The organism is Streptomyces klenkii (assembly GCF_003626645.1).
GTDB classification, from domain to species: domain Bacteria; phylum Actinomycetota; class Actinomycetes; order Streptomycetales; family Streptomycetaceae; genus Streptomyces; species Streptomyces klenkii.
The window spans coordinates 14,165-39,233 of the sequence record NZ_RBAM01000029.1 but is presented as its reverse complement, the minus strand read 5'-3'; the positions used below and the strand labels follow the sequence as shown (position 1 = coordinate 39,233).

Sequence of the window (25,069 nt, the reverse complement as noted above, 5' to 3'; positions counted from 1 at the left end):
CATAGTGTTTCGGTGGTCATAGCGTTAGGGAAACGCCCGGTTACATTCCGAACCCGGAAGCTAAGCCTTTCAGCGCCGATGGTACTGCATGGGGGACCGTGTGGGAGAGTAGGACGCCGCCGAACAAATTTTAGAAGCTCCGGTAGCTGAACTTATGTTCAGCTACCGGAGCTTTTTTATTTGCACCCCGTTCACGTCCCGCGGAAATCCTCACCCCATGGGGACAGTGGAAACGCTCACGGCAGCCGGCATCGGTGCAGGTGACGAGGTCGTCGTACCGTCATACGCCCCGGCTGACGCAGCCGAGGCCGTCCGCCGGGCCGGAGCCGCGCCCGTGTTCGCGGACATCGACCCGGACAGCCTCTGCCTGGACCCGGCCGCGGTCGCCGCGACCCTCACGCTCCGCACCGCCGCAGTGATGCCCGTTCACCTCTTCGGCCGCCGCGCCGACCTGGCCGGCCTGCGCGCCGTCGCCGAACGGCGCGGGCTGATCGTCGTCGAGCACGAGCCCGCGGCCCCCCTGGACGAGCACACCCGGCGGAGGCAGGCGAACGCCGCCTACCTCAACGCCCGGCTCAGGGGCGTCGTGACGCCCGCCACGGGCGCCGGTATCGAGCACAGCTACCGCACCTACGTCGTACGCATCCCCGGCAACGGCCGGCCGGACCGGGACGCCTTCGCACGGGCGCTGCGGGCCCGCGGCGTGCGCTGCTCCATTCCCGTACAGACCCCCGTGCACCGACTGCCCGCCTACCGGCGGGAGTTGTGGCTTGCTGAAACCGAGCGGGCCGCCGACCAGTGCCTGGCCCTGCCTGTGGACCCCGCACTCACCCCGCGGGAACTCCACCGGGTCGTAGCCGTTTGCAACGCGCTCGGCGGGCTGGTTCCCGAAGCCGCCTGAGGCCGCCTGAGGCCGTCCGAGCGCCGCCTGAGCAACGCACCCGCGCGCCCCGCTCACCTGGTCAAAAGGGCGTACGAACATGGGGTATGCTTTATCTCGTTGCCGGCCCCAATAGCTCAGTCGGCAGAGCGTCTCCATGGTAAGGAGAAGGTCAACGGTTCGATTCCGTTTTGGGGCTCCATAAAAGAAGGCCCCCGCCAATTGGCGGGGGCCTTCTTTCTTTTCGGCCCGGCTCCGTGTTCACCCGGCCCCGTGTTCAACCTGGCTCGGTGTTCAACCCGGCCCCGTACTCACTCCAACTCCAGCTCCGGCACCCGCATCGCCAGAATCGCCATGTCGTCCGACGCGGGCTCGGCGGCGAAGCGCTCGACCGCCCGCAGCACCCGCGCGGCCACCGCACCCGCCGTCAGGCCCGTACACGTCGTCAGCAGGTCCGTGAGGCCGTCGTCGCCGAGCATGCGCGTGCCCTCGCGGCGCTCGGTCACGCCGTCCGTGACGCACAGCAGCACGTCGCCCGGCTCCAGGGTGACCGTCTGCTCGTACAGCTCCAGGTCCTCCATGACGCCCAGCAGCGGCTGCGGGTCGGCCGCGGCCTCCACCGTGCCGTCCTGGCGCAGGCGCAGCGGAAGCGGGTGCCCCGCGCAGACGACCTTGAGGACCGCGCTGCCGTCCTCCTGCGGCCGCAGCTCGCCGTACAGCAGTGTCAGGAAGCGGCTGCGGGCGCCCTCGTCGAGGATGGCGGCGTTCAGGCGCTCCAGGACGGCCGGGCCGCCGTAGCCCTCGCGGGCGAGCAGGCGCAGCGCGTGCCGGGCGAGGCCGGTGACCGCCGCGGCCTCCGGGCCCGTGCCGCAGACGTCGCCGATGGCGAAGCCGTACGCGCCGTCGCGGATCGGGAAGAGGTCGTAGAAGTCGCCGCCGACCTCGTTGCCCTCGCCCGCGGCGCGGTAGATGACGTCGACTTCGACGCCGGGGACGTGCAGCAGCTCCGGCGGGAGGAGGCTGCGCTGGAGGGACTGGCTGATGGCCGTGCGCTCGCTGTAGAGGCGGGCGTTGTCGAGGGCGAGGGCCGCCCGGCGCGACAGGTCCTCGGCGAGCTCCAGGATTTCCTGGCGGAAGTGGTCGTCGGTGGGCTTGCCGAGGGTGAGCATGCCGATGACGCGGTTGCGGGCCACGAGCGGCAGGACGACCGTCTCGCCGCCCACGGCCGCCGCCGTGGCGAGGGACGTGCTGAGCGCGGCCGGGTGGCCGGTGGAGCCGGCCAGGCCGAGGGAGCGCAGGGAGCCGCGGACGGCGGCGGCCTGGGCGGCCTCGGAGGGGGCCGTCCAGACGCGGGCGCCGGGCGTGGGCACCGGGTCCGGCGGGGCGAGCTTGCCGAGGAGGGTCTTGAGGCCGTCGATGCGGTCCTCGTCCTCGTGCAGGACGTAGGACAGCTCGGGCTCGGAGGCCGGGTCGGCGACGGTGTAGACGGCGCACCAGGTGGCCAGGGTGGGGACCGTCATCTGCGCCATGAGGGCGAGGGTCTGGTCGCGGTCGAGGGTGCCGGCGAGGAGGTCGGAGGCCTCGACGAGGAAGGACAGGGAGCCGCGGCGGAGCCGTTCGAGCTCGTTGAGGCGGGCGCGCTCGACGGCGAGGGCGATGCGGTCCGCGGCGAACTGGAGGCGCAGGGCCTCTTCGTTGCTGTAGCGGCCCGGGGCCTCGGCGGCGACGCCCAGGGAGCCCGTGAGGCGGCCCTCGACCTTGAGGGGGACGGTGACGACGGAGCGCATGCCGGTGTCGGCGAGGAGGGGCACGGCGCCGGGGATGACGGCGAGGTCCTCGTGGACGGCGGGCATGCGGGCGGAGCCGTAGCGGCCGGTGCCGGCCTCGACGGGGACGCGGGCGAAGCGCTGGCGGGCGGACGGCAGGCCCGTGGAGGCCCGTACCTCCAGCTCGGTCTCGTCGTCGGTGGCCAGCAGGAGGTAGGCGGCGTCGCCGTCGAGCATGTCGCGCGCCCGCTCGACGGTGCGCTGGAGGAGGCCGTCGAGGTCGTCGGGGGCGGGGGAGCCGATGAAGACCTCGAAGGGGTCGACCGTGGTCCGGTCGGTGGTGCCGCTGTCGGAGGCGGGGGTGCGCTGCATGCTCTGGAGGACGGCCCGCTCCTCCTCGCGCACCAGCAGGCAGACGGTGGAGGGGGCGCCTTCGTTGTCACGGACGCGCAGGTGGGAGGCGTAGACGGGGGTGATGCGGCCGTCGGCGCCCCTTATCCCGTAGGAGCCCTCCCAGCGGGACAGGCGCAGGGCCTCGGCGATGCCGGTGGAGGTGCCGGGGGTGTGCGGCCAGGCGGCGAAGTCGGTGAGGGGCTTGCCGACGACCTGGTCGGCGGTGAAGCCGAAGAGGGCGTCCGCGTCGTCGTTCCAGGCGCTGATGGAGCCGGTGCGGTCGAGCTGGACGACGGCGACGCGGACGCGCGGATCGGCCAGGGGCAGGGCCTCGGTGGGCAGCGCGGGGCCCGCGGAGCGGGTGCCGGCGGGCCGGTCGGGCAGGTCGAGCTGGAACCAGACCTGCTTGTGGGTGGGCGTGTACTCGACGCCCCAGCGGGTGGCCAGGGCGGCGCACAGCAGCAGGCCGCGGCCGCCTTCGCGGTCGACGCCGCCGATGCGGCGGGCGGAGCTCTGGAGGGGCACCTCGCGCTCGGGATAGCGGTCGGCGACCTCGACGCGGACGCCGGTGCCGGTGCGCATGCACAGGACGTCGGCGGCGGTGCCGGCATGGACGACGGCGTTGGTGACGAGCTCGCTGGTCAGGACGACGGCGTCGTCGATGATGTCGGGATGGCCCCAGCCCTGGAGGGTGTCCCGGACGAAGGCGCGGGCGGAGGCGACCGAGCGTCCGACCGGCTCGAAGGTGGCGGCAGCCCGCGCGGTGATCACAGGTCTCCTCGTCGTGTAGGTCTCGGCGATCTGCTCACCCATGTCGCAGCGCCCCTCCATTGCCCTGGCCGGATGCCAGGTTACTTACCTTCACCGCACGGGCGGAGGCCGGTGCGAGCTGATTCCACCTTCGGAGTGCCCGCGGACCGTGTGCGATGCTGCCGAACTGTTATGGCCTGGCCGGGCCGGGGTGAAACACTGGGAAAGATTGAAGTGGAAGCCCGACGAGGATGATCGACCCTGCGGGAGGGACACGGTGGAGTCTGGCGCGGAGGCGCGGGGCGTGAGCACGCGCGCGAAGGGCGGACGGTCCCGGGCCAATGGGACGACGGAAGTGGACACGGCAGCCTTGACCAGGCTGCTGACGGCACTGTCCGCCATGCGCGACGGAAACTTCAGGAAGCGGCTGACGGTCTCCGGCGACGGGGTGATGGCCGAGATCGCCGCGGTCTTCAACGAGGTCGCGGACCGGAACTTGCAGCTGACGGGGGAGCTGGCGCGGGTCCGCAGGGTCGTGGGCCGTGAGGGAAAGCTCACGGAGCGGCTGGAGGTGGGGGCCTGCGAGGGCGCCTGGGCGGCCGCGATCGACGCGTCGAACGCGCTGGTGGACGACCTGGTGCGGCCGGTGTCCGAGGTGGGCCGGGTGCTGTCGGCGGTGGCCGAGGGCGACCTGGAGCAGCGGATGGACCTGCGCTCGCAGGGCGCGGACGGTGCGGCGCACCCGCTGCGGGGCGAGTTCCTCAAGGTGGGGCGCACGGTCAACGGCCTCGTGGACCAGCTGTCGGCGTTCACCGACGAGGTGACGCGGGTGGCGAGCGAGGTCGGCACCGAGGGCAAGCTCGGCGGGCAGGCCCGGGTGCGTGGTATGTCCGGTTCGTGGAAGGACCTCACGGATTCCGTCAACACGATGGCGTCGCGGCTCACCGCCCAGGTGCGTGACATCGCTCTCGTGACGACGGCGGTCGCCAAGGGCGACCTCTCCCGGAAGGTCACGGTGCACGTGGCCGGGGAGATGCTGGAGCTGAAGAACACCGTCAACACGATGGTGGACCAGCTCTCGTCCTTCGCCTCCGAGGTCACGCGCGTGGCGCGCGAGGTCGGTACCGAGGGCGAGCTGGGCGGTCAGGCGCAGGTGCCCGGCGTCGCGGGTGTCTGGAAGGACCTGACCGACTCGGTCAACCTCATGGCCGGGAACCTGAGCGAGCAGGTGCGGGGCATCGCGCAGGTCACGACAGCCGTGGCCAACGGCGACCTGTCGCAGAAGGTGACGGTCAGCGCGCGGGGCGAGATCGCCCAGCTGGCCGAGACGATCAACCAGATGACGGAGACGCTGCGCACCTTCGCGGACGAGGTGACGCGGGTGGCCAGCGAGGTCGGCGCCGAGGGCCGGCTGGGCGGCCAGGCGCAGGTGCCGGGCGCGGCGGGGACGTGGAAGGACCTCACCGATTCGGTGAACACGGCCTTCCGTAACGTCACGACGCAGGTGCGGGACATCGCCCAGGTCACGACCGCCGTGGCCAACGGCGACCTGGGGCAGAAGGTGACCGTCGATGTCTCCGGCGAGATGCTGGAGCTCAAGAACACGGTCAACACGATGGTCGACCAGCTGTCCTCGTTCGGTGCCGAAGTCACGCGCGTGGCGCGGGAGATCGGTGTCGAGGGCGAGCTCGGCGGGCAGGCCGCGGTGCCGGGTGCGGCGGGGACGTGGAAGGACCTCACGGATTCGGTGAACACCGCTTTCCGTAACCTCACGGGGCAGGTCCGCAACATCGCCCAGGTGACGACGGCGGTGGCCAACGGCGATCTCTCGCAGAAGGTGACGGTCGACGTCTCCGGCGAGATGCTCCAGCTGAAGAACACCGTGAACACCATGGTCGACCAGCTGTCGTCGTTCGCCGACCAGGTCACGCGCATGGCGCGGGACGTGGGCACGGAGGGCCGGCTGGGCGGTCAGGCCCGGGTGGACGGCGTCAGCGGCACCTGGAAGGAGCTGACCGACTCGGTCAACTTCATGGCGGGCAACCTGACGTCGCAGGTGCGGCAGATCGCCCAGGTCACCACGGCCGTGGCGCGCGGCGACCTCTCCCAGAAGATCGACGTGGACGCGCGCGGCGAGATCCTGGAGCTGAAGAACACCATCAACACGATGGTCGACCAGCTCTCCGCCTTCGCGGAGCAGGTCACGCGCGTGGCCCGCGAGGTGGGTACGGACGGCCGGCTCGGCGGTCAGGCGCAGGTGCCGGGCGTGGCCGGCGTGTGGCGGGACCTCACGGACTCCGTCAACGGCATGGCCGGCAATCTGACGGCGCAGGTCCGCAACATCGCGCAGGTCGCGACGGCGGTGGCGCGCGGCGACCTGTCACAGAAGATCGACGTGGACGCCCGGGGCGAGATCCTGGAGCTGAAGAACACCCTCAACACGATGGTCGACCAGCTGTCGTCGTTCGCCGAGCAGGTCACGCGCGTGGCGCGGGAGGTCGGCACCGAGGGCATCCTGGGCGGCCAGGCCGAGGTCCAGGGGGTGTCCGGCACCTGGAAGGACCTCACCCAGTCGGTCAACTTCATGGCCAACAACCTGACGTCGCAGGTGCGCAACATCGCCGAGGTGACCACGGCGGTCGCCAAGGGCGACCTGTCGAAGAAGATCACCGTCGACGCGAAGGGCGAGATCCTCGAACTGGTCACCACCGTGAACACGATGGTGGACCAGCTCTCGGACTTCGCCGAGCAGGTGACGCGGGTGGCCCGCGAGGTGGGCACCGAGGGGCAGCTGGGCGGTCAGGCACGGGTGCGGGACGTCACCGGCATCTGGAAGGACCTCAGCGACAACGTCAACCTGATGGCCAACAACCTGACCAGTCAGGTCCGCAACATCTCGCACGTCGCGACGGCGGTCGCCAACGGCGACCTGACCAAGAAGGTCACGGTCGAGGCGCGCGGCGAGGTCGCGCAGCTGGCCGACACCGTCAACATCATGGTGACGACGCTGTCGTCGTTCGCGGACGAGGTCACGCGCGTGGCCCGCGAGGTGGGCACCGACGGCATCCTCGGCGGCCAGGCGCGGGTGCCGGGCGTCAGCGGCACGTGGAAGGACCTCACCGAGTCCGTGAACTCGATGGCGTCCAACCTGACCGGCCAGGTGCGCAACATCGCGATGGTGACGACCGCCATCGCCCAGGGCGACCTGACCAAGAAGATCGACATCGATGCGCGCGGCGAGATCCTCCAGCTGAAGACGACCATCAACACGATGGTGGACCAGCTGTCCTCCTTCGCCGATCAGGTGACCCGGGTGGCCCGCGAAGTGGGCACCGAGGGCCAGCTCGGGGGCCAGGCCCGGGTGCGCGACGTGGACGGCACGTGGCGCGACCTCACCGAGTCGGTCAACGAGATGGCGAGCAATCTGACCCGGCAGGTACGGGCCATCGCCGAGGTCGCCACCGCGGTGACCCGCGGCGACCTCAACCTCAAGATCGACGTGGATGCGGCCGGCGAGATCCTGGAGCTCCAGGACAACATCAACACGATGATCGCCAACCTCCGCGAGACGACCCTGGCCAACAAGGAGCAGGACTGGCTCAAGGGCAACCTCGCCCGGATCTCCGGTCTGATGCAGGGCCGGCGCGACCTGGAGGACGTCGCCGGGCTCATCATGAGCGAGCTGACCCCCGTGGTCTCCGCGCAGCACGGCGCCTTCTTCCTGGTGATGCCCACGGAGCCGCAGGAGGCGGAGGTCGCCGACGAGGCGTACGAGCTGCGCATGCTCGGCTCGTACGCCTACACGACGGGCTCCATGCCCACCTCGTTCCGGCCGGGCGAGACGCTGATCGGCACCGCCGCGAAGGAGAAGCGGACGATCCTGGTGGAGAACGTGCCGCCGGGCTATCTGAAGATCGCCTCCGGTCTGGGCGAGGCGCCGCCGGCCCACGTCATCGTGCTGCCGGTGCTCTTCGAGGGCCAGGTGCTCGGCGTGATCGAGCTGGCCTCGTTCCAGCCGTTCGCCCAGATCCAGAAGGACTTCCTCAACCAGATCGCCGAGATGATCGGCACCAGCGTCAACACGATCTCTGTCAACACCAAGACGGAGATGCTGCTCAAGCAGTCGCAGGAGCTGACGGAGCAGCTGCGCGAGCGGTCGGCGGAGCTGGAGAACCGGCAGAAGGCGCTGGAGATCTCCAACGCCGAGCTGGAGGAGAAGTCCGAGCGGCTGGCCCGGCAGAACCGCGACATCGAGGTGAAGAACACCGAGATCGAGGAGGCCCGGCAGGTGCTGGAGGAGCGCGCCGAGCAGCTCGCGGTCTCCATGCGCTACAAGTCCGAGTTCCTCGCCAACATGTCGCACGAGCTGCGCACCCCGCTCAACTCGCTGCTGATCCTCGCGAAGCTCCTGGCCGACAACGCGGACGGCAACCTCTCGCCCAAGCAGGTGGAGTTCGCCGAGACCATCCACGGGGCGGGCTCGGACCTGCTCCAGTTGATCAACGACATCCTGGACCTGTCGAAGGTCGAGGCGGGCAAGATGGACGTGAGCCCGACCCGTATCGCGCTCGTCCAGCTCGTGGACTACGTGGAGGCCACGTTCCGGCCGCTGACGGCGGAGAAGGGCCTCGACTTCTCCGTCCGGGTCTCGCCCGAGCTGCCGGCCACGCTGCACACCGACGAGCAGCGGCTCCTCCAGGTGCTGCGCAACCTGCTGTCGAACGCGGTCAAGTTCACCGACACCGGCGCGGTGGAGCTGGTCATCCGGCCCGCCGGCGGCGACGTCCCGGACACCATCCGCGAGCAGCTCCTGGAGGCCGGTTCGCTGCGCGACCCGGACGGCGAGGTGATCGCCTTCTCGGTCACCGACACCGGCATCGGCATCGCGGCCAGCAAGATGCGGGTCATCTTCGAGGCGTTCAAACAGGCCGATGGGACAACCAGCCGCAAGTACGGCGGTACGGGCCTGGGGCTGTCGATCAGCCGGGAGATCGCCCGGCTGCTGGGCGGCGAGATCCACGCCGCGAGCGAGCCCGGCCGCGGCTCCACCTTCACCCTCTACCTCCCGCTCAACGCCGGTGAGCTGCCGCCCCAGGGGTACCCGCAGCTCGCTCCGGGCACCCGGCCGGAGCCCTTCGGCACCGAGCACCCGGGCGGGCCCGAGGACGTCACGGCGGTGGAGGCCGGCCTGCCGGGATCCGGCCCGGAGGCGGCCGCGCGCGGAGCGGCCGGCCTGCTCCTGCGGCGCCAGCGGGCCGCACAGGCCGCCGCGCAGTGGCCCGCCCCGGCCGCTCCGGCGGACCGGTCCCCGGCGGTCCCGCAGGGCGGCGAGCCCTGGCCGACGGAGCCGTTCGGTGACACAGAGCAACCGACGGCCAAGGGCTTCGGCTCGGGCTTCGGCGGAGGCTTCCACGGCGAGAAGGTGCTGATCGTCGACGACGACATCCGCAATGTGTTCGCCCTCACGAGCGTTCTGGAGCAGCACGGGCTGTCGGTGCTCTACGCGGAGAACGGGCGTGAGGGGATCGAGGTCCTGGAGCAGCACGACGACGTCGTGGTCGTCCTGATGGACATCATGATGCCGGAGATGGACGGCTATGCCACGACGGCCGCCATCCGCAGGATGCCGCAGTTCGCGGGCCTGCCCATCATCGCGCTGACCGCCAAGGCGATGAAGGGCGACCGCGAGAAGAGCCTCGACGCCGGAGCGTCCGACTACGTCACCAAGCCGGTCGACACCGACCACCTGCTCACGGTGATGGAGCAATGGATGCGCGCCGAGTGACGGGGAGCCGGGGAGTCCGTACGGGCTCCCCGGCCCGCCGCTGACCGAGTGTGCGCGAGGACGTGTGGGGACCGGCAAATCGGGGAACCTTCTGGTCCCCCACTACGTTTCTGCTACGTGCACAGTGACATCGCGGTGACAGGGTGTGGCGACCGGCGGGGTGCGGCTACCATGACCGGCACAAGGACGGGCGGCGCAAGGGAGTCGTCCCCTGGGGCGGCGCCCGGTGCACTGCCGGGGCGAGGAGGACGGGCCATGGTGCAGAAGGCCAAGATCCTCCTGGTCGATGACCGGCCGGAAAATCTGCTGGCGCTGGAGGCGATCCTCTCAGCGCTCGATCAGACACTGGTACGGGCATCGTCAGGGGAGGAAGCGCTCAAAGCGCTGCTGACGGACGATTTCGCGGTGATCCTGCTGGACGTCCAGATGCCTGGCATGGACGGTTTCGAGACCGCGGCGCACATCAAGCGGCGGGAGCGCACGCGGGACATCCCCATCATCTTCCTGACCGCCATCAACCACGGCCCGCACCACACCTTCCGCGGCTACGCGGCGGGCGCGGTGGACTACATCTCCAAGCCCTTCGACCCGTGGGTGCTGCGCGCCAAGGTCTCGGTCTTCGTTGAGCTGTACATGAAGAACTGCCAGCTGCGCGAGCAGGCCGCCCTGTTGCGGCTCCAGCTGGAGAACGGCCAGTCGGGGCGTACGGGCGCGGCCGCGGCGCAGGAGCCCGCGGGGCTGCTCGCCGAGCTGTCCGCGCGGCTGGCCGCCGTCGAGGAGCAGGCCGAGGCGCTCACCAAGCAACTGGACGAGTCGGCCGATGCCGCGGCGGTCGCCACCGCCGCCCACCTCGAGCGCAAACTCACCGGGCTGCGGCGGGCGCTGGACGCCCTGGAGCCCGGGGCCGGCAGCGGGGCCAGTCCGCTGCCCGCCTCCGGCTGACCCTTTCAGGTCGCCGCCTTCCGGCCTCCGGCCGGTCCTTTGACGCCGTGTCACCCTTGCGATCCCTGGGTCACGACACGAACGGGTGAACGCCGGGGCGCGGGTGTCCCCCGCGCCCGGCAACGGTAATCTCGGCACCATGGCCTCACGTACGTCCGGCAAGGGTTCCCAGAGCGCGGCGGGCACCTCGAAGCAGCGTGCCGGGCGCTCCGGGAGCGCGGCCAAGAAGTCCCAGCCCCGGCCCGCGGGCCGGGCGCCCGCCAAGAAGGCGCCGCCCCGTAAGCCGCCCGCGAAGAAGGCCGCGGCCAAGCGGGCCCCCAAGCGCGCGCCCGCTCCTGCCGGCGGCGTCCGCCGCGTGGGGCGGGGCGTGGCGCACGGCGTGGGCGCGGTCTTCCGCGGCGTCGGCCGCGGCGCGCGGGGCCTCGACCCGGCCCACCGCAAGGACGGCCTCGCGCTGCTCCTGCTGGGCCTCGCCCTGATCGTCGCCGCGGGCACGTGGTCCAGCCTGGAGGGCCCGGTCGGCGATCTGGTGACCATGCTGGTCACCGGCGCGTTCGGGCGGCTCGACCTCGTCGTGCCGATACTTCTGGGCATCATCGCGATCCGGCTCTTCCGTCACCCCGAGCGCCCCGAGGCCAACGGACGGATCGTCATCGGCCTGTCCGCGCTGGTCGTCGGCATCCTCGGGCAGGTCCACGTGGCCTGCGGCTCACCCAGCCGCGACGACGGCTCGCAGGCCCTCCAGGACGCGGGCGGGCTGATCGGCTGGGCCGCCTCCAAGCCCCTGGTCTACACGGTCGGCGAGGTCCTCGCCGTACCGCTGCTGGTGCTGCTCACGATCTTCGGGCTGCTGGTCGTCACGGCCACCCCGGTCAACGCGATCCCGCGCCGGCTGCGGCAGCTCGGCATACGCCTCGGGGTCATCGAGCCCCTCCCCGGCGAGTACGAGGCGGAGGACCACGACGGCTACGGGGCGGACTACGCCGACGACTGGCGCGAGGCGCCTCCCGCACGCCCCCGCCGCGCTGCGACGCGACGGGCGGCCGGCGAGGCCCCCGGCCCGGAGCTCGCCGAAGAGGAGGAGCTCGGCAGGCGGCGCAAGCCGCGGCGGCAGGCCGGCCTGCCCGTGGAGCCCCCGTCCGGCCGCGAGCCCGACGCCGTGGACATGGCGGCCGCGGCCGCCGCCGCGCTCGACGGGGCCGTGCTGCACGGCGTGCCGCCCACCCCGCTCGTCGCCGGGCTCAGCAGCGGCATCGGGCAGGAGAGCGGGCAGCCGGGCGCCGTGCCGGGCGCACGGGGCCGCGGCAAGGAGCCCGGCGCGGCGGCGGAGCGCGCCAAGGGCGCCGCCGACCGCACGCAGGGCGTCCCCGACCTCACCAAGGGCGTGCCGGACCTCACCAAGTCCGCGCCCGCCCCCGAGGCGGGCTCCGGCCTGCCCGCGCGCGCCGAGCAGCTCCAGCTCTCCGGCGACATCACCTACTCGCTGCCCACGCTCGACCTGCTGGAGCGGGGCGGGCCGGGCAAGGCGCGCAGCGCCGCGAACGACGCCATAGTGGCCGCGCTGACCAACGTCTTCTCGGAGTTCAAGGTCGACGCCGCCGTCACCGGCTTCACCCGCGGCCCGACGGTCACGCGCTACGAGGTGGAGCTGGGCCCGGCCGTCAAGGTCGAGCGCATCACGGCCCTCGCCAAGAACATCGCCTACGCCGTCGCCAGCCCGGACGTGCGCATCATCTCCCCGATCCCCGGCAAGTCCGCCGTGGGCATCGAGATCCCCAACACCGACCGCGAGATGGTCAACCTCGGGGACGTGCTCCGCCTGGCGGACGCCGCGGGCGACGACCACCCGATGCTCGTCGCGCTCGGCAAGGACGTCGAGGGCGGCTACGTGATGGCCAACCTGGCGAAGATGCCGCACATCCTCGTCGCGGGAGCCACCGGCTCCGGCAAGTCCTCGTGCATCAACTGCCTCATCACCTCCCTGATGGTGCGGGCGACGCCCGACGACGTCCGCATGGTGCTCGTCGACCCCAAGCGCGTGGAGCTGACCGTCTACGAGGGCATCCCGCACCTGATCACCCCGATCATCACCAACCCCAAGCGCGCCGCCGAGGCCCTGCAGTGGGTCGTGCGCGAGATGGACCTGCGCTACGACGACCTGGCGGCCTACGGCTTCCGGCACATCGACGACTTCAACGCGGCCGTCCGGGCGGGCAAGGTCACTCCTCCGGAGGGCAGCGGACGTGAGCTCTCCCCGTACCCCTATCTGCTGGTCATCGTCGACGAGCTGGCGGACCTGATGATGGTCGCCCCGCGGGACGTCGAGGACTCGATCGTGCGCATCACCCAGCTCGCGCGCGCCGCCGGCATCCACCTCGTGCTGGCCACCCAGCGCCCGTCCGTCGACGTCGTCACCGGCCTGATCAAGGCGAACGTGCCGTCCCGGCTCGCCTTCGCCACCTCCTCGCTCGCCGACAGCCGCGTCATCCTCGACCAGCCGGGCGCCGAGAAGCTGATCGGCAAGGGCGACGGCCTCTTCCTGCCCATGGGCGCGGGCAAGCCGGTCCGCATGCAGGGCGCCTTCGTCACGGAGGCCGAGGTCGCGGCCGTCGTGCAGCACTGCAAGGACCAGATGGCGCCCGTCTTCCGGGACGACGTCACCGTGGGCACCGCCAAGAAGAAGGAGATCGACGAGGAGATCGGCGACGACCTGGACCTGCTGTGCCAGGCCGCGGAGCTGGTCGTCTCCACCCAGTTCGGGTCGACCTCGATGTTGCAGCGCAAATTGCGTGTGGGATTCGCGAAGGCGGGCAGACTCATGGACCTGATGGAGTCGCGGGGCATCGTGGGCCCGAGCGAGGGCTCCAAGGCCCGCGACGTCCTCGTCAAGCCCGATGAGCTCGACGCGGTCCTCGCGGTGATCCGCGGGGACGGCGGGTCCTGACGGCGCGGAAGATCCCTGCTCAACCGTTTCTCTCGGCGGCGTGTCGAGTTGAGAAAGGGGGGCGATCCGATGTCCCACCGTCGGCGCCGCAGAGTCATCTGATGGCGTACAAAGTCCGGCTTCCGGCTTGCCCGCGGCTTTCGTATCCCCCCTAGACTGAACTCCCAGCAGGTGGCTACACGCTCGAAAGGCGCCCACGTGTCCATCGGCAACTCCTCCGCAGACGCAGAAGCAGCAGAAGACCGGCCGTCGATCGGCCGGGTCCTCCAGCAGGCCCGTATCAGCGCCGGACTGACCGTCGACGAGGTCAGTTCCACCACCCGAGTCCGCATCCCGATCCTGCACGCGATCGAGCAGGACGACTTCTCCCGCTGCGGCGGCGACGTCTACGCACGTGGGCACATCCGCACCCTCGCGATCACCGTCGGCCTCGACCCGGCCGAGCTGGTCGCGCGCTACGACGCCGAGCGCGGCGGGCGCCCCGCGCCGACCCCCGCGGCACCCCTCTTCGACGCCGAGCGCATCCGCCCCGAGCCCCGCCGGCCCAACTGGACGGCGGCGATGGTCGCCGCGATCGTGGCCGTCGTCGGCTTCGTCGGCTTCACCCTCTTCAACGGCGGGGGCCAGAGCTCCAACGGCTCCGTCGCCGCCGAATCGCCTTCCGCAAAGCCGCCCGCTTCGCCGAGCAAGAAGCCGGCGTCCGGCAAGCCGGCCGACCCCAAGCGGGAGCCCGGCGGCGGGGCCATCGCCGGCGTCCCGGCCAACAAGGTCACGGTCAAGCTCGCCGCCGAGAACGGCCAGACCTGGATGTCCGCCAAGGACCACAACGGCCGGCTGCTGGAGGAGGGCGTCCTCAAGCAGGGCGACGCCAAGACCTTCACCGACCCCACCCGCATCGACCTCGTCCTCGGCAATGCGGGCGCCGTTCGGCTGTTCGTGAACGGCAAGGAGGTCAAGAACGTCGGCGACAACGGCCAGGTCCAGCGTCTGAGCTACACGAAGGGCGACCCCGTAGCGGGCTGACCTGCGGCGGAGGCCCCTCGCACAGGGCCGGGGCACACGGCGCCGGGTGATCGTTCTCTCGTCCCCGCCCGGCACCGCCGTGACACTCGGCAGCGGATGCGGCCCCGGGACAAAGTAGGCTGAGCCCTATGCCCGAACGCCGTACCGTCGCTCTTGTCACACTTGGCTGCGCCCGTAACGAGGTGGACTCGGAGGAGCTGGCAGGCCGCTTGGCGGCGGATGGCTGGGACCTCGTGGAGGACGCCTCCGACGCCGATGTGGCCGTCGTCAACACCTGTGGTTTCGTCGAGGCCGCGAAGAAGGACTCCGTCGACGCCCTGCTGGAGGCCAACGACCTCAAGGACCAGGGCCGTACGCAGGCCGTCGTGGCCGTCGGCTGCATGGCCGAGCGGTACGGCAAGGAGCTCGCCGAGGCGCTGCCCGAGGCCGACGGAGTGCTCGGCTTCGACGACTACGCCGACATCTCCGACCGGCTCCAGACCATCCTCTCCGGCGGCGTCCACGCCTCCCACACCCCGCGCGACCGCCGCAAGCTGCTGCCGATCAGCCCCGCGGAGCGGCAGACCGCCGACGTCGCCCTGCCCGGCCACGCCCAGGACACCCCGCCCGCCGACCTGCCCGAGGGCGTGGCGCCGGCCTCCGGGCCGCGCGCGCCGCTGCGCCGCCGGCTGGAGACCAGCCCCGTCGCGTCCGTGAAGCTCGCCTCCGGCTGTGACCGGCGCTGCTCCTTCTGCGCCATCCCGTCCTTCCGCGGCTCCTTCATCTCCCGCCGCCCCTCCGACGTGCTCGGCGAGACGCGCTGGCTCGCGGAGCAGGGCGTCAAGGAGGTCATGCTGGTCTCGGAGAACAACACCTCCTACGGCAAGGACCTCGGCGACATCCGCCTGCTGGAGACGCTGCTGCCGGAGCTCGCGGCCGTCGACGGCCTGGAGCGCATCCGGGTCAGCTACCTCCAGCCCGCGGAGATGCGCCCGGGGCTCATCGACGTGCTGACCTCCACCGAGAAGGTCGCGCCCTACTTCGACCTGTCCTTCCAGCACTCCGCCCCCGGCGTGCTGCGGGCCATGCGCCGCTTCGGCGACACCGACCGCTTCCTGGAACTGCTGGAGACGATCCGCGCCAAGGCCCCGCAGGCCGGCGCCCGCTCCAACTTCATCGTCGGCTTCCCCGGCGAGACCGAGGACGACCTCGCTGAGCTGGAACGTTTCCTGACCGGGGCCCGCCTGGACGCCATCGGCGTCTTCGGCTACTCCGACGAGGACGGCACCGAGGCGGCCACGTACGAGAACAAGCTGGACCCCGAGACCGTCGCCGAGCGCCTCGCGCACATCTCCCGGCTCGCCGAGGAGCTGACCGCGCAGCGCGCCGAGGAGCGGATCGGAGAGACCATTGAGGTGATGGTCGACCGCGTGGACGAGGAGGACGGCGTCGTCGGCCGGGCCGCCCACCAGGCGCCCGAGACCGACGGGCAGGTCCTGCTCGGCGCCCGCCCGGAGCTCGTCCCCGGCCGCATGGTCGTGGCGAAGGTGGTGGCGAGCGAGGGCGTCGACCTCATCGCCGAACCGCTCGGCGACGGAGGGTGTACCGAGGAGGCGGGCAGATGACCGGAGTCCCGGCCTCCGCCACCGGAGGCCATGCCCCGGCGGCAGCCGCACGGCCGGCCGGGCTGTGGAACATCGCCAATATCCTCACCATGGCGCGGCTGCTGCTCGTGCCCGGGTTCGTCCTGCTGATGCTCCACAACGGCGGCTACGACCCGGCCTGGCGCTCCTTCGCCTGGGCTGCCTTCGCCGTCGCCATGATCACCGACCTGTTCGACGGCCACCTGGCCCGTACGTACAACCTGGTCACGGACTTCGGCAAGATCGCCGACCCGATCGCGGACAAGGCGATCATGGGCGCGGCGCTGATCTGCCTGTCCGCGCTGGACGACCTGCCGTGGTGGGTCACCGGCGTGATCCTCTTCCGCGAGATCGGCATCACGCTGATGCGGTTCTGGGTGATCAAGCACGGCGTGATCCCGGCCAGCCGCGGCGGCAAGATGAAGACCCTCGCCCAAGGGGTCGCCGTGGGCATGTACATCCTCGCGCTGACCGGTCTGCTGGCCACTGCCCGCTTCTGGGTGATGGCCGTGGCGGTGGTACTGACGGTGGCCACCGGGCTCGATTACGTACGGCAGGCCGTCGTTCTGCGGCGGGCCGGCCGGGCCGCGGGGGCCGTGGGCCGATGAGCGCGGCGAGCGACGGGTGCGCCCCGGTGGCGTCGGCGGTCCTGGCCGCCCTGGTGGCGCGCGGTGAGACCGTGGCCGCCGCCGAGTCGCTCACCGGAGGGCTGGTCGCGGCCGGTCTGACCGCGGTGCCGGGCGCCTCGCGCGCGGTGCGCGGTGCGGTCACCGCGTACGCCACCGACGTCAAGGCCGCGGTGCTGGGCGTGGACGAGGAACTGCTCGGCGGGCGCGGCGCCGTCGACGGCGACGTCGCCGGGCAGATGGCCCGCGGCGTGCGGAGACTGCTGGGCGCCGACTGGGGGCTCGCGACGACCGGTGTCGCCGGCCCCGACGTCCAGGACGGCAAGCCCGTGGGGACGGTCTTCGTGGCCGCCGCGGGGCCGGGCGGCCGCACGCGGGTGCGGGAGCTGTCGCTGGACGGGGACCGCTCCCGGATCCGGTCGGAAAGCGTCCGGGCGGTCCTGGAACTGCTGCTGAACGAACTGACGGAAAACGCGGGCGCAAAGGATACGGAACACAACGGGGGGAATGGATGTTTGCAGCCCTGAGTGAACACGACATAGCTCCCCGCACGGCCGGAGCCCGAGGCGGTACGGTGGGGCGTGAAGGATCCGGATTCGCGGTCCAAGGAGGGAGCCACCGATGATTCTGCTCCGTCGCCTGCTGGGTGACGTGCTGCGTCGGCAGCGCCAGCGCCAGGGCCGCACTCTGCGCGAGGTCTCCTCATCCGCCCGGGTCTCGCTCGGTTACCTCTCCGAGGTCGAGCGGGGGCAGAAAGAGGCGTCCTCCGAGCTTCTCTCCGCAATCTGCGACGCTCTGGACGTACGGATGTCCGAGGTCATGCGCGAGGTCAGCGATGAATTGTCGCTCGCCGAGCTGGCGCAGTCGGCAGCGGCGAGCGAGCCGGTACCCGCGCCGATGCGGCCGATGTTCAATGCGGTGTCCGTGACGTCCGTGACGGGCGTGCCGGGGGAGCGAGTGACGATCAAGGCTCCCGCCGAGGCCGTGGACGTAGTCGCGGCCTGACAGGCGTTATCCACGAAATCCCGGCCGGGTCTCCGGCCGGGATTTCGCGTTTCCGGAAGCCGTCCGTTTTGTGACGGTGTGCGGTGTGGTCGTTGTGGTGGTGTGCGATGGCGGGGCGGCGGGAAGGCGGATAAAAAGACGAACAACACGGAACAAACGGTCTGAACCGTTGAGATGGGGAGAATCTGGATGTCTGTCGTCAAGAGCTCGCTGTCCGAGCACGACCGCAAGACCGTCGGAGACGCCCTCCAGGGCGCCCTGGTCGACCTGGTGGACCTCTCCCTGGTGGCCAAGCAGGTGCACTGGACCGTCATCGGCCCGCGCTTCCGCTCCGTCCACCTCCAGCTGGACGAGGTCGTGGCGAGCGCCCGTGTGCACGCCGACACCGTCGCCGAGCGCGCCTCCGCCCTCGGCATCGCGCCGGACGGCCGCGCCGAGACCGTCGCGAAGACCAGCGGCATCGACCCGGTCGGCGGCGGCTGGTGCAGGGACACCGAGGCCGTGCAGACCCTCGTCGCCGCGCTCGGTGCCGTGATCACCCGGATGCGGGAGCGCATCCGTGCCACCGAGGAGCCGGACCCGGTCACCCAGGACCTCCTGATCGGCCTGACCGGCGACCTCGAGAAGCACCACTGGATGTTCCAGGCGGAGAACGCCTGAGAACGCCTGAGCTTGCCCGGGGCGGCGGCCCGCTCCGTGCGGCGCGCCCTCCAGTGGCGGCCGCGCTCCTGCCGCGCTCTCCTGGGGGCATGGACGAGCACCCGGTGATCCGCTTCACCAACGAGCTGATGGTGCTCACGGAACTCGACCAGACGACGGCGGGGGCCTTCGTACGCCGGGTGTACCAGGAGGGCACCCACGAGGGGGAGCAGCGGCTGATGGCCGACCTGCACCAGCGCGACCGCAGGATCACGGAGCTGGAGCGGGAACTGGCGCGGCTGCGGGGTGAGGAGCCCGGCTGACCGCGGGGCTGCGGGCGAGCGCCTCCGGCTGACCGCGGGGCTGGGGGAGCGCCCCCGGCTGTGGCCGTCGGCGGCCCGGCCGTGCGCCGCAGGAGGGCGCGTACGGGCCCGCAGCGCGCCGCCGCCGGCTTCCGGTGCGCTCTGCCCCGCCCAGGGGAAGCCGGTCTAGCGTCGGCCGGTCCGGCGTCCGCCGAAGGAGGCAGCCATGGTCCGGCGTGAACTCGGAGGCTGTCGCCGGCCGTACGCCCTGCTGGGGCGGGTGACGGCGCTCGTCGCCGGCGGCATGTGGTGGTGGGCGGCGCTGCGCCTGCTCGCACAGCCGGGGCGGCCCGCGACGGTCGACGGGCTCGTCCTCGCGGGAGGCTGGGGGCTGAGCCTGCTGCCGGTGCACTGCGCCCCCTGGCGGCGGCGCGCGGCCGGAGAGGACTGGGGTGGACGCCTGCGGGCGCTGCGGGCTTCACTCGTTCGGATCAATCGTCCCCACCGCCCGGAGTCCCCGCGGGGCCCGGGCCGGGCGGAGAGGCGCGGGCCGGGCCCGGCCGGCAGTCAGGGACCGGGCCGGGCTGACAGGCCGGGCACCAGTACGTGACGCGCTCCTGGCCGGGGTCCCCCTGCCCGGCCGCGCACAGCGGTGTCCCGCAGCGGCGGCAGGGCCGGCCCGCACGGCCGTACACCCACACGCGGTGGTCGTGGCGGGGGTCGCCCGTGGTGACGCGGGCGGTGCGCGACTTGTTGGCCTCCAGGAGCTTCCTCGCGAGGGCGGGCAGGCGCTCGGGCGCCGGCACGTCGCGGACCGGGAGCCAGGGCGAGAGGCGGAGCATGAAGCAGAGCTCCGACTTGTAGACATTGCCGATGCCGGCCAGGTTGCGCTGGTCGAGCAGGGCCTCGCCGACGGGGCGGCCGGGGTCGGCGAGCAGCCGGCGCAGCGCCTCCTGTGCGTCCCAGCCGGGGCCCAGGAGATCCGGGCCGAGGTGGCCGACGACAGTGTGCTCGTCGGCGGTGCGCAGCAGCTCCAGGACGGGGAGGCGGTATCCCACGGCCGTGCGGTCGGCGGTGGCCAGCACGGCGCGGATCTGGTGCCCGGGGCCGCCGCGCCAGCGCTCTCCGGTGGCGTAGACGCGCCATGCGCCGTCCATCCGCAGGTGCGAGTGGAGCGTGAAGCCGCCCTCCACGCGCGTGAGCAGGTGCTTGCCGCGCGGGAGGACCTCGGTGACCCGGCGGCCGGTGAGGTCCACGGTGGCGAGGGCGGGGACGCGCAGGTCGGAGCGGACGAGCGGGCCGCCGGTCAGGGCGCGGTCGAGCTCGCGCGCGGTGCGCCAGACGGTGTCTCCCTCGGGCATGTGCTCCTTCTTCCGTCCTCGTCCTTCTTCCGTCCTCGTCCGGCCGCGGTCCTTGTCCGGTGTCTCCCGGCGGTGTCTTCCGGCTCAGGGCGCGCGCAGGCGCAGGCCCTTGGGCGTGGCGTGGAAGCCCGCCGTCTCCAGCAGCGGCCCCAGGGGGGAGGACAGGGCGGAGACGCCGTTGATGCGCTCGACCGTGACGGTGCCCAGCGCGCCCGCCCGGGCGGCCCCGGCCAGCGCCTCGGCGGCCTCGCGCAGCCCTGTGTCGCCGGCGTCCGCGGTCTCCGCGCCCTCCTGCTGCGGCCAGGCGAGCAGGGTCTTGCCGCCGCGCTCCATGTAGAGCGCGAGGGCGCCGTCGAGGAGGACGACCAGAGAGCCCGCCTTGCGCCCCGGCTTGTGGGCCGCCCCGGCGGGCGGCTCCGGCCAGGGGAGGGCCGCGCCGTAGGCGTTGGCGGGGTCGGCGGCGGCGAGGACGACGGCCCGGGTGCGGCGGGGGGCGGCCGACGGGGCCTCCCAGGGGGCCGCGGTCGCCTCAGCCGGGCCGCCGCCCGCGCGGTCGCGGGCCGTGCTCGCGGCCCGCAGCCGGTCGACCGCGCCGTCCATGGCGAACTGCGCGGCGCCCAGGCCCTCCACCACGTAGCCGCGCCGCGCCTGGCCGCTCTCCTCGAAGACGGACAGCACGCGGTACGCCGCGGAGAAGCCGCCTTCAACGCCCTCTGCGGCCACGGCTCCCCGGGTGACCACGCCGTGCCGGTCGAGGAGCGTGCGGGCCAGGGCGTGGGCGCGGTGCGTGGGATCGGGCTCGTGGGCGGGCAGCAGGGACCAGCGGCCCGCGACCGTGGGCGGCCCGCCGCGCGAGGCGGTCGGCGCGGTGGGCAGGCCGCCGCGGGCCGTGAAGGAGCCGTAACGGCCGCGCGGGACCGCGCGCTTGGCGCGGTGCGCCGTCGACCCCGCCGTCCGCCCGGAGCCGAGGAGGGCGCGGAGCGGGGCGAGGGTGTCGTTGGTGAGCCGCCCGGACCAGGCCAGGTCCCAGACGGCCTCCGCGATCTGCGGCTCCGTGCCGTCGGGGACGGCGGCGCGGACCCGCTCGGCGATCTGACGGAAGAACAGGCCGTAGCCCCCGGAGAGCGCGTCGAGGACTGCGTGGTGGAGCGGCGAGAGCTCCAGCGGGTGGGGCGCGGGCAGCAGGAGCGGGGCTGCGTCGGCGAGCAGCAGCGACACCCAGCCGTCCTTGCCGGGCAGGGCGCCCGCGCCGGCCCACACGACCTCGCCCGCCGCGGTGAGCTCGTCGAGCATCGCCGGGGTGAAGTCCCGTACGCGGCCGGGCAGCACGAGCTTCTCCAGGGCCGACGCCGGGACCGGCGCTCCTTGCAGCTGCTCGACGGCGCGCAGCAGACCGTCGATGCCGCGCAGGCTGTGCGTGCCGACGTGCTGCCACTGGGGGAGGAACGCCGCCAGCGCGGCGGGCGGTACGGGCTCCAGCTCGTGCCGCAGCGCGGCCAGGGACCGGCGGCGGAGCCTGCGCAGGACCGCCGCGTCGCACCACTCCTGGCCGATCCCGGAGGGGTGGAACTCGCCCTGGACGACGCGGCCGCCGGCCATGAGGCGGTGGAGCGCCCCGTCGGTGACGGCGGTGCCCAGGCCGAAGTGTGCCGCGGCCTCGGCTGAGGTGAAGGGTCCGTGGGTGCGGGCGAAGCGGGCGAGGAGGTCGCCCAGCGGGTCCTTGACGGGCTCGGTGAACGCCTCGGGGACGCCCACGGGGAGCGCGGTGCCGAGGGCGTCGCGCAGCCGGCCCGCGTCCTCCACGGCGGCCCAGCGGGCCTCTCCGGCGATCCGTACGGGGATGGCACGGCGGGTCTCCGCGAGCTCCCGCACCCAGGCCGGTTCGGCGCCCCGTGCGGCCAGTGCGGCGTCGGTGAGCGGGCCGAGGAGGCGCAGCAGGTCGGCGACGCTCTCCGGGTCCTTGGCCCGCCGGTCGTCCGTGAGCCACTGCAACTCGCGCTCCAGGCCGGCCAGGACCTCGGCGTCGAGGAGTTCGCGCAGCTCGGCCTGGCCCAGGAGCTCGGACAGCAGCCGCGAGTCCAAGGACAGGGCGGCGGCGCGGCGCTCCGCGAGGGGCGAGTCGCCCTCGTACAGGAACTGGGCGACGTAGCCGAAGAGCAGGGAGCGGGCGAACGGCGACGGCTCCGGGGTGGTCACCTCCACCAGCCGTACGCGGCGGGCCTCGATGTCGCCCATCAGCTCGGTGAGGCCGGGGACGTCGAAGACGTCCTGGAGGCACTCGCGGACGGCCTCCAGGATGATCGGGAACGATCCGAACTCGCTCGCCACCTGGAGCAGCTGGGCGGCGCGCTGGCGCTGCTGCCACAGCGGGGTGCGCTTGCCGGGGCTGCGGCGGGGCAGCAGCAGGGCGCGGGCGGCGCACTCGCGGAAGCGCGAGGCGAACAGGGCGGATCCGCCCACCTGGTCGGTGACGATCCCGTCGACCTCGCCCTTGTCGAAGACGACGTCCGCGGCGCCGACGGGCGACTGCTCGCCGTCGTGCTCCGCGCCCTGGCGGGCGGGGTCGGCGTCGAGGAGGTCGAGGCCCATCAGGTCGGCGTCGGGCAGCCGCAGCACGATGCCGTCGTCCGCGTGCATCACCTGGGCGTCCATGCCGTACCGCTCGGCGAGCCGGGCGCCCAGGGCGAGCGCCCAGGGGGCGTGCACCTGTGCGCCGAAGGGCGAGTGGACCACGACGCGCCAGTCGCCCAGCTCGTCGCGGAAGCGCTCCACGACGATGGTCCGGTCGTCCGGGACGTGGCCGCAGGCCTCGCGCTGCTCGCTCAGGTAGGCCAGGGCGTTGTCCGCCGCCCAGGTGTCCAGCCCGGCGGCCGTCAGGCGCTTGCGGGCGGCGTCCGGCTCGGCGGAGCCCACCTCGCGCAGGAACGCGCCCAGGGCCCGGCCCAGTTCGAGCGGGCGCCCGAGCTGGTCGCCCTTCCAGAAGGGCAGCCGCCCGGGGACGCCCGGGGCAGGGGTGACGAGGACCCTGTCGCGCGTGATGTCCTCGATCCGCCACGAGGTGGTGCCCAGTGTGAAGACGTCGCCCACGCGCGACTCGTAGACCATCTCCTCGTCGAGCTCGCCGACCCGGCGCCCGCCCTTGGCGCCGTCCTTGGAGTCGGCTCCGGCCAGGAAGACGCCGAACAGGCCGCGGTCGGGGATGGTGCCGCCGGAGGTGACGGCCAGCCGCTGAGCGCCCGGGCGCCCCGTGACCGTGCCGGCCACGCGGTCCCACACCAGGCGCGGCCGCAGCTCCGCGAAGGCGTCGGAGGGATACCGGCCGGCGAGCATGTCGAGCACCGCCGTGTAGGCCGACTCGGGCAGCGAGGCGAACGGGGCGGCCCGCCGCACCAGGGCCAGGAGCTCCTCCACGTCCCAGGGGTCGACGGAGACCATGGCGACGATCTGCTGCGCCAGGACGTCCAGCGGATTGGCGGGCACCCGCAGCGACTCGATGGACCCCGAGCGCATCCGCTCGGTCACCACGGCCGCCTGCATCAGGTCTCCCCGGTACTTGGGGAAGACGACGCCCGTGGACACGGCGCCGACCTGGTGGCCCGCGCGGCCCACGCGCTGGAGGCCGGAGGCGACCGACGGCGGCGACTCGACCTGGACGACGAGGTCCACGGCGCCCATGTCGATGCCCAGCTCCAGGCTGGACGTCGCGACGACGGCGGGCAGCCGGCCCGCCTTGAGGTCCTCCTCGACCAGAGCGCGCTGCTCCTTAGAGACCGAGCCGTGGTGCGCGCGGGCGAGGACCGGCGGCGCCCCCCGGGCCGCGCCGGACTCGGCCATCAGCTGGGCGGGGGAGTGGTGCTCGGGCAGGGACTCGCCGGTGGTGCGCTCGTAGGCGATCTCGTTCAGCCGGTTGCACAGCCGCTCCGCCAGGCGGCGGGAGTTGGCGAAGACGATGGTGGAGCGGTGGGCCTGGACGAGGTCGGCGATGCGCTCCTCGACGTGGGGCCAGATCGACGGCTTGTCCTTGCCGTCCCCGCTGTCCTGCACAGGTGACGAGCCCAGCTCGCCCAGGTCCTGCACCGGGACGACCACCGACAGGTCGAACTCCTTGCCGGACGGCGGCTGGACGATCTCCACCCGGCGCTGCGGCGAGAGGTAGCGGGCCACCTCGTCCACCGGCCGGACCGTCGCGGACAGGCCGATGCGCCGCGCGGGGCGGGGCAGCAGGGCGTCGAGCCGCTCCAGGGACAGGGCGAGGTGCGCGCCCCGCTTGGTGCCGGCGACGGCGTGGACCTCGTCGAGGATGACCGTCTCCACGCCCGCCAGCGCGTCCCTGGCGGCGGACGTCAGCATCAGGAACAGCGATTCAGGCGTGGTGATGAGGATGTCCGGCGGCCTGTTGACGAGGGACCGGCGCTCGGCGGGCGGGGTGTCGCCGGAGCGGATCCCGACGCGCACCTCCGGCTCGGGCAGCCCCAGCCGGACGGCCGCCTGCCGGATGCCGGTCAGCGGGCTGCGCAGGTTGCGCTCCACGTCCACCGCGAGGGCCTTGAGCGGGGACACGTAGAGCACCCGGCAGCGCTTCTTGGCCTCGGCCGGCGGCGGGCTGCTCGCCAGCCGGTCCAGCGAGGCGAGGAAGGCCGCGAGGGTCTTGCCGGACCCCGTCGGTGCGACCACGAGGACGTCCGACCCCTCGCCGATCGCGCGCCAGGCCCCGGCCTGCGCCGCCGTGGGCGCGCTGAAGGCCCCCGTGAACCAGGCGCGGGTCGCCGGGGAGAACCCCGCGAGTGCCCCGCCCGCATCCGCCGCCGCACCGGCCGCCGTCTCGTCCGCCATGCCACCCATCGTGCACCGCACCACTGACAATGCCCCGGACCCGCAGGTCAGTCCTGGTGGGTGTGGGCGCGGGGCGGTGGCGGCTGGGCGCATGAGGTGGTGGCGCGGGCGCATGGGGCGGTGACGGCCTGGCGCATGAGGCGCCGGCCGGGGACGGGGCGGTGGTGTGCGAGTGAGGCGGTGGCGCCCGGGCGTGGG

Annotated in this window: 14 protein-coding genes, 1 tRNA gene and 1 rRNA gene; 13 read left to right on the top strand and 3 right to left on the bottom strand. The window is 72.7% G+C overall.

Translation table 11 applies throughout. The annotated features are described in order from the left end of the window. The first annotated feature begins 8 nt into the window (after positions 1–8). From rrf to D7231_RS33125, 3 genes are all read left to right on the top strand, one after another. Positions 9–125 (top strand): 5S ribosomal RNA (gene rrf / locus D7231_RS33135). A 92-nt stretch (positions 126–217) separates the two neighbouring features. Next, positions 218–901, top strand: coding sequence for a DegT/DnrJ/EryC1/StrS family aminotransferase (locus tag D7231_RS33130; RefSeq protein WP_120759811.1), 684 nt, complete (start codon positions 218–220; stop codon positions 899–901). Between the two features lie 105 nt (positions 902–1,006). Then, positions 1,007–1,082: transfer RNA gene (locus D7231_RS33125), tRNA-Thr, on the top strand. A 109-nt stretch (positions 1,083–1,191) separates the two neighbouring features. Here D7231_RS33125 and D7231_RS33120 read toward each other — a convergent pair. Continuing rightward, positions 1,192–3,852 carry a SpoIIE family protein phosphatase gene (locus D7231_RS33120; protein WP_120759809.1) on the bottom strand — a complete coding sequence of 887 codons (2,661 nt, stop codon included), beginning with the start codon at positions 3,850–3,852 and terminating at the stop codon, positions 1,192–1,194. 214 nt (positions 3,853–4,066) lie between these two features. On the opposite strand from D7231_RS33120, the gene D7231_RS33115 reads away from it, so the two are divergent. The 10 genes from D7231_RS33115 (at position 4,067) to D7231_RS33070 (ending at position 18,698) form a co-directional block, all read left to right on the top strand. Then, a complete protein-coding gene (locus D7231_RS33115) occupies positions 4,067–9,574 on the top strand; it encodes a HAMP domain-containing protein (RefSeq protein WP_120759806.1) in 5,508 nt (1,835 codons plus the stop codon). Positions 9,575–9,829: 255 nt separating this feature from the next. Further along, the gene (locus D7231_RS33110; protein ID WP_120759804.1) at positions 9,830–10,516 is read left to right on the top strand and encodes a response regulator; all 687 of its coding nucleotides are present in this window, start codon (positions 9,830–9,832) and stop codon (positions 10,514–10,516) included. 139 nt (positions 10,517–10,655) lie between these two features. Beyond that, complete coding sequence (locus D7231_RS33105) at positions 10,656–13,460, top strand: DNA translocase FtsK (RefSeq protein ID WP_120759817.1); 2,805 nt, start codon at positions 10,656–10,658, stop codon at positions 13,458–13,460. A 198-nt stretch (positions 13,461–13,658) separates the two neighbouring features. Further along, positions 13,659–14,483, top strand: a complete 825-nt coding sequence (locus tag D7231_RS33100; protein ID WP_120759802.1) for a helix-turn-helix domain-containing protein — start codon at positions 13,659–13,661, stop codon at positions 14,481–14,483. A 128-nt stretch (positions 14,484–14,611) separates the two neighbouring features. After that, positions 14,612–16,087, top strand: a complete 1,476-nt coding sequence (gene rimO, locus D7231_RS33095) for a 30S ribosomal protein S12 methylthiotransferase RimO (RefSeq protein ID WP_120759799.1) — start codon at positions 14,612–14,614, stop codon at positions 16,085–16,087. Beyond that, positions 16,084–16,713 carry a CDP-diacylglycerol--glycerol-3-phosphate 3-phosphatidyltransferase gene (gene pgsA, locus D7231_RS33090; RefSeq protein ID WP_120759797.1) on the top strand — a complete coding sequence of 210 codons (630 nt, stop codon included), beginning with the start codon at positions 16,084–16,086 and terminating at the stop codon, positions 16,711–16,713. Before rimO ends, pgsA begins: the two co-directional genes overlap by 4 nt. Then, on the top strand, positions 16,710–17,258 hold the full coding sequence (locus D7231_RS33085) for a CinA family protein (protein WP_120759795.1): 549 nt from the start codon (positions 16,710–16,712) through the stop codon (positions 17,256–17,258). The genes pgsA and D7231_RS33085 overlap by 4 nt, the downstream gene beginning before the upstream one ends. 94 nt (positions 17,259–17,352) lie before the next feature. Then, positions 17,353–17,736, top strand: a complete 384-nt coding sequence (locus D7231_RS33080; RefSeq protein WP_030368713.1) for a helix-turn-helix domain-containing protein — start codon at positions 17,353–17,355, stop codon at positions 17,734–17,736. A 189-nt stretch (positions 17,737–17,925) separates the two neighbouring features. Beyond that, positions 17,926–18,396, top strand: coding sequence for a Dps family protein (locus tag D7231_RS33075; RefSeq protein WP_120759792.1), 471 nt, complete (start codon positions 17,926–17,928; stop codon positions 18,394–18,396). 89 nt (positions 18,397–18,485) lie between these two features. Further along, a complete protein-coding gene (locus D7231_RS33070) occupies positions 18,486–18,698 on the top strand; it encodes a hypothetical protein (RefSeq protein WP_120759791.1) in 213 nt (70 codons plus the stop codon). Positions 18,699–19,168: 470 nt separating this feature from the next. Here the strand turns inward: D7231_RS33070 and D7231_RS33060 are convergent, their stop codons facing one another. Beyond that, positions 19,169–20,038 carry a DNA-formamidopyrimidine glycosylase family protein gene (locus D7231_RS33060; RefSeq protein ID WP_120759789.1) on the bottom strand — a complete coding sequence of 290 codons (870 nt, stop codon included), beginning with the start codon at positions 20,036–20,038 and terminating at the stop codon, positions 19,169–19,171. 84 nt (positions 20,039–20,122) lie between these two features. Beyond that, positions 20,123–24,871: an ATP-dependent helicase gene (locus tag D7231_RS33055; RefSeq protein ID WP_199739508.1), complete on the bottom strand. Its 4,749-nt coding sequence runs from the start codon at positions 24,869–24,871 to the stop codon at positions 20,123–20,125. Positions 24,872–25,069: the final 198 nt, after the last annotated feature.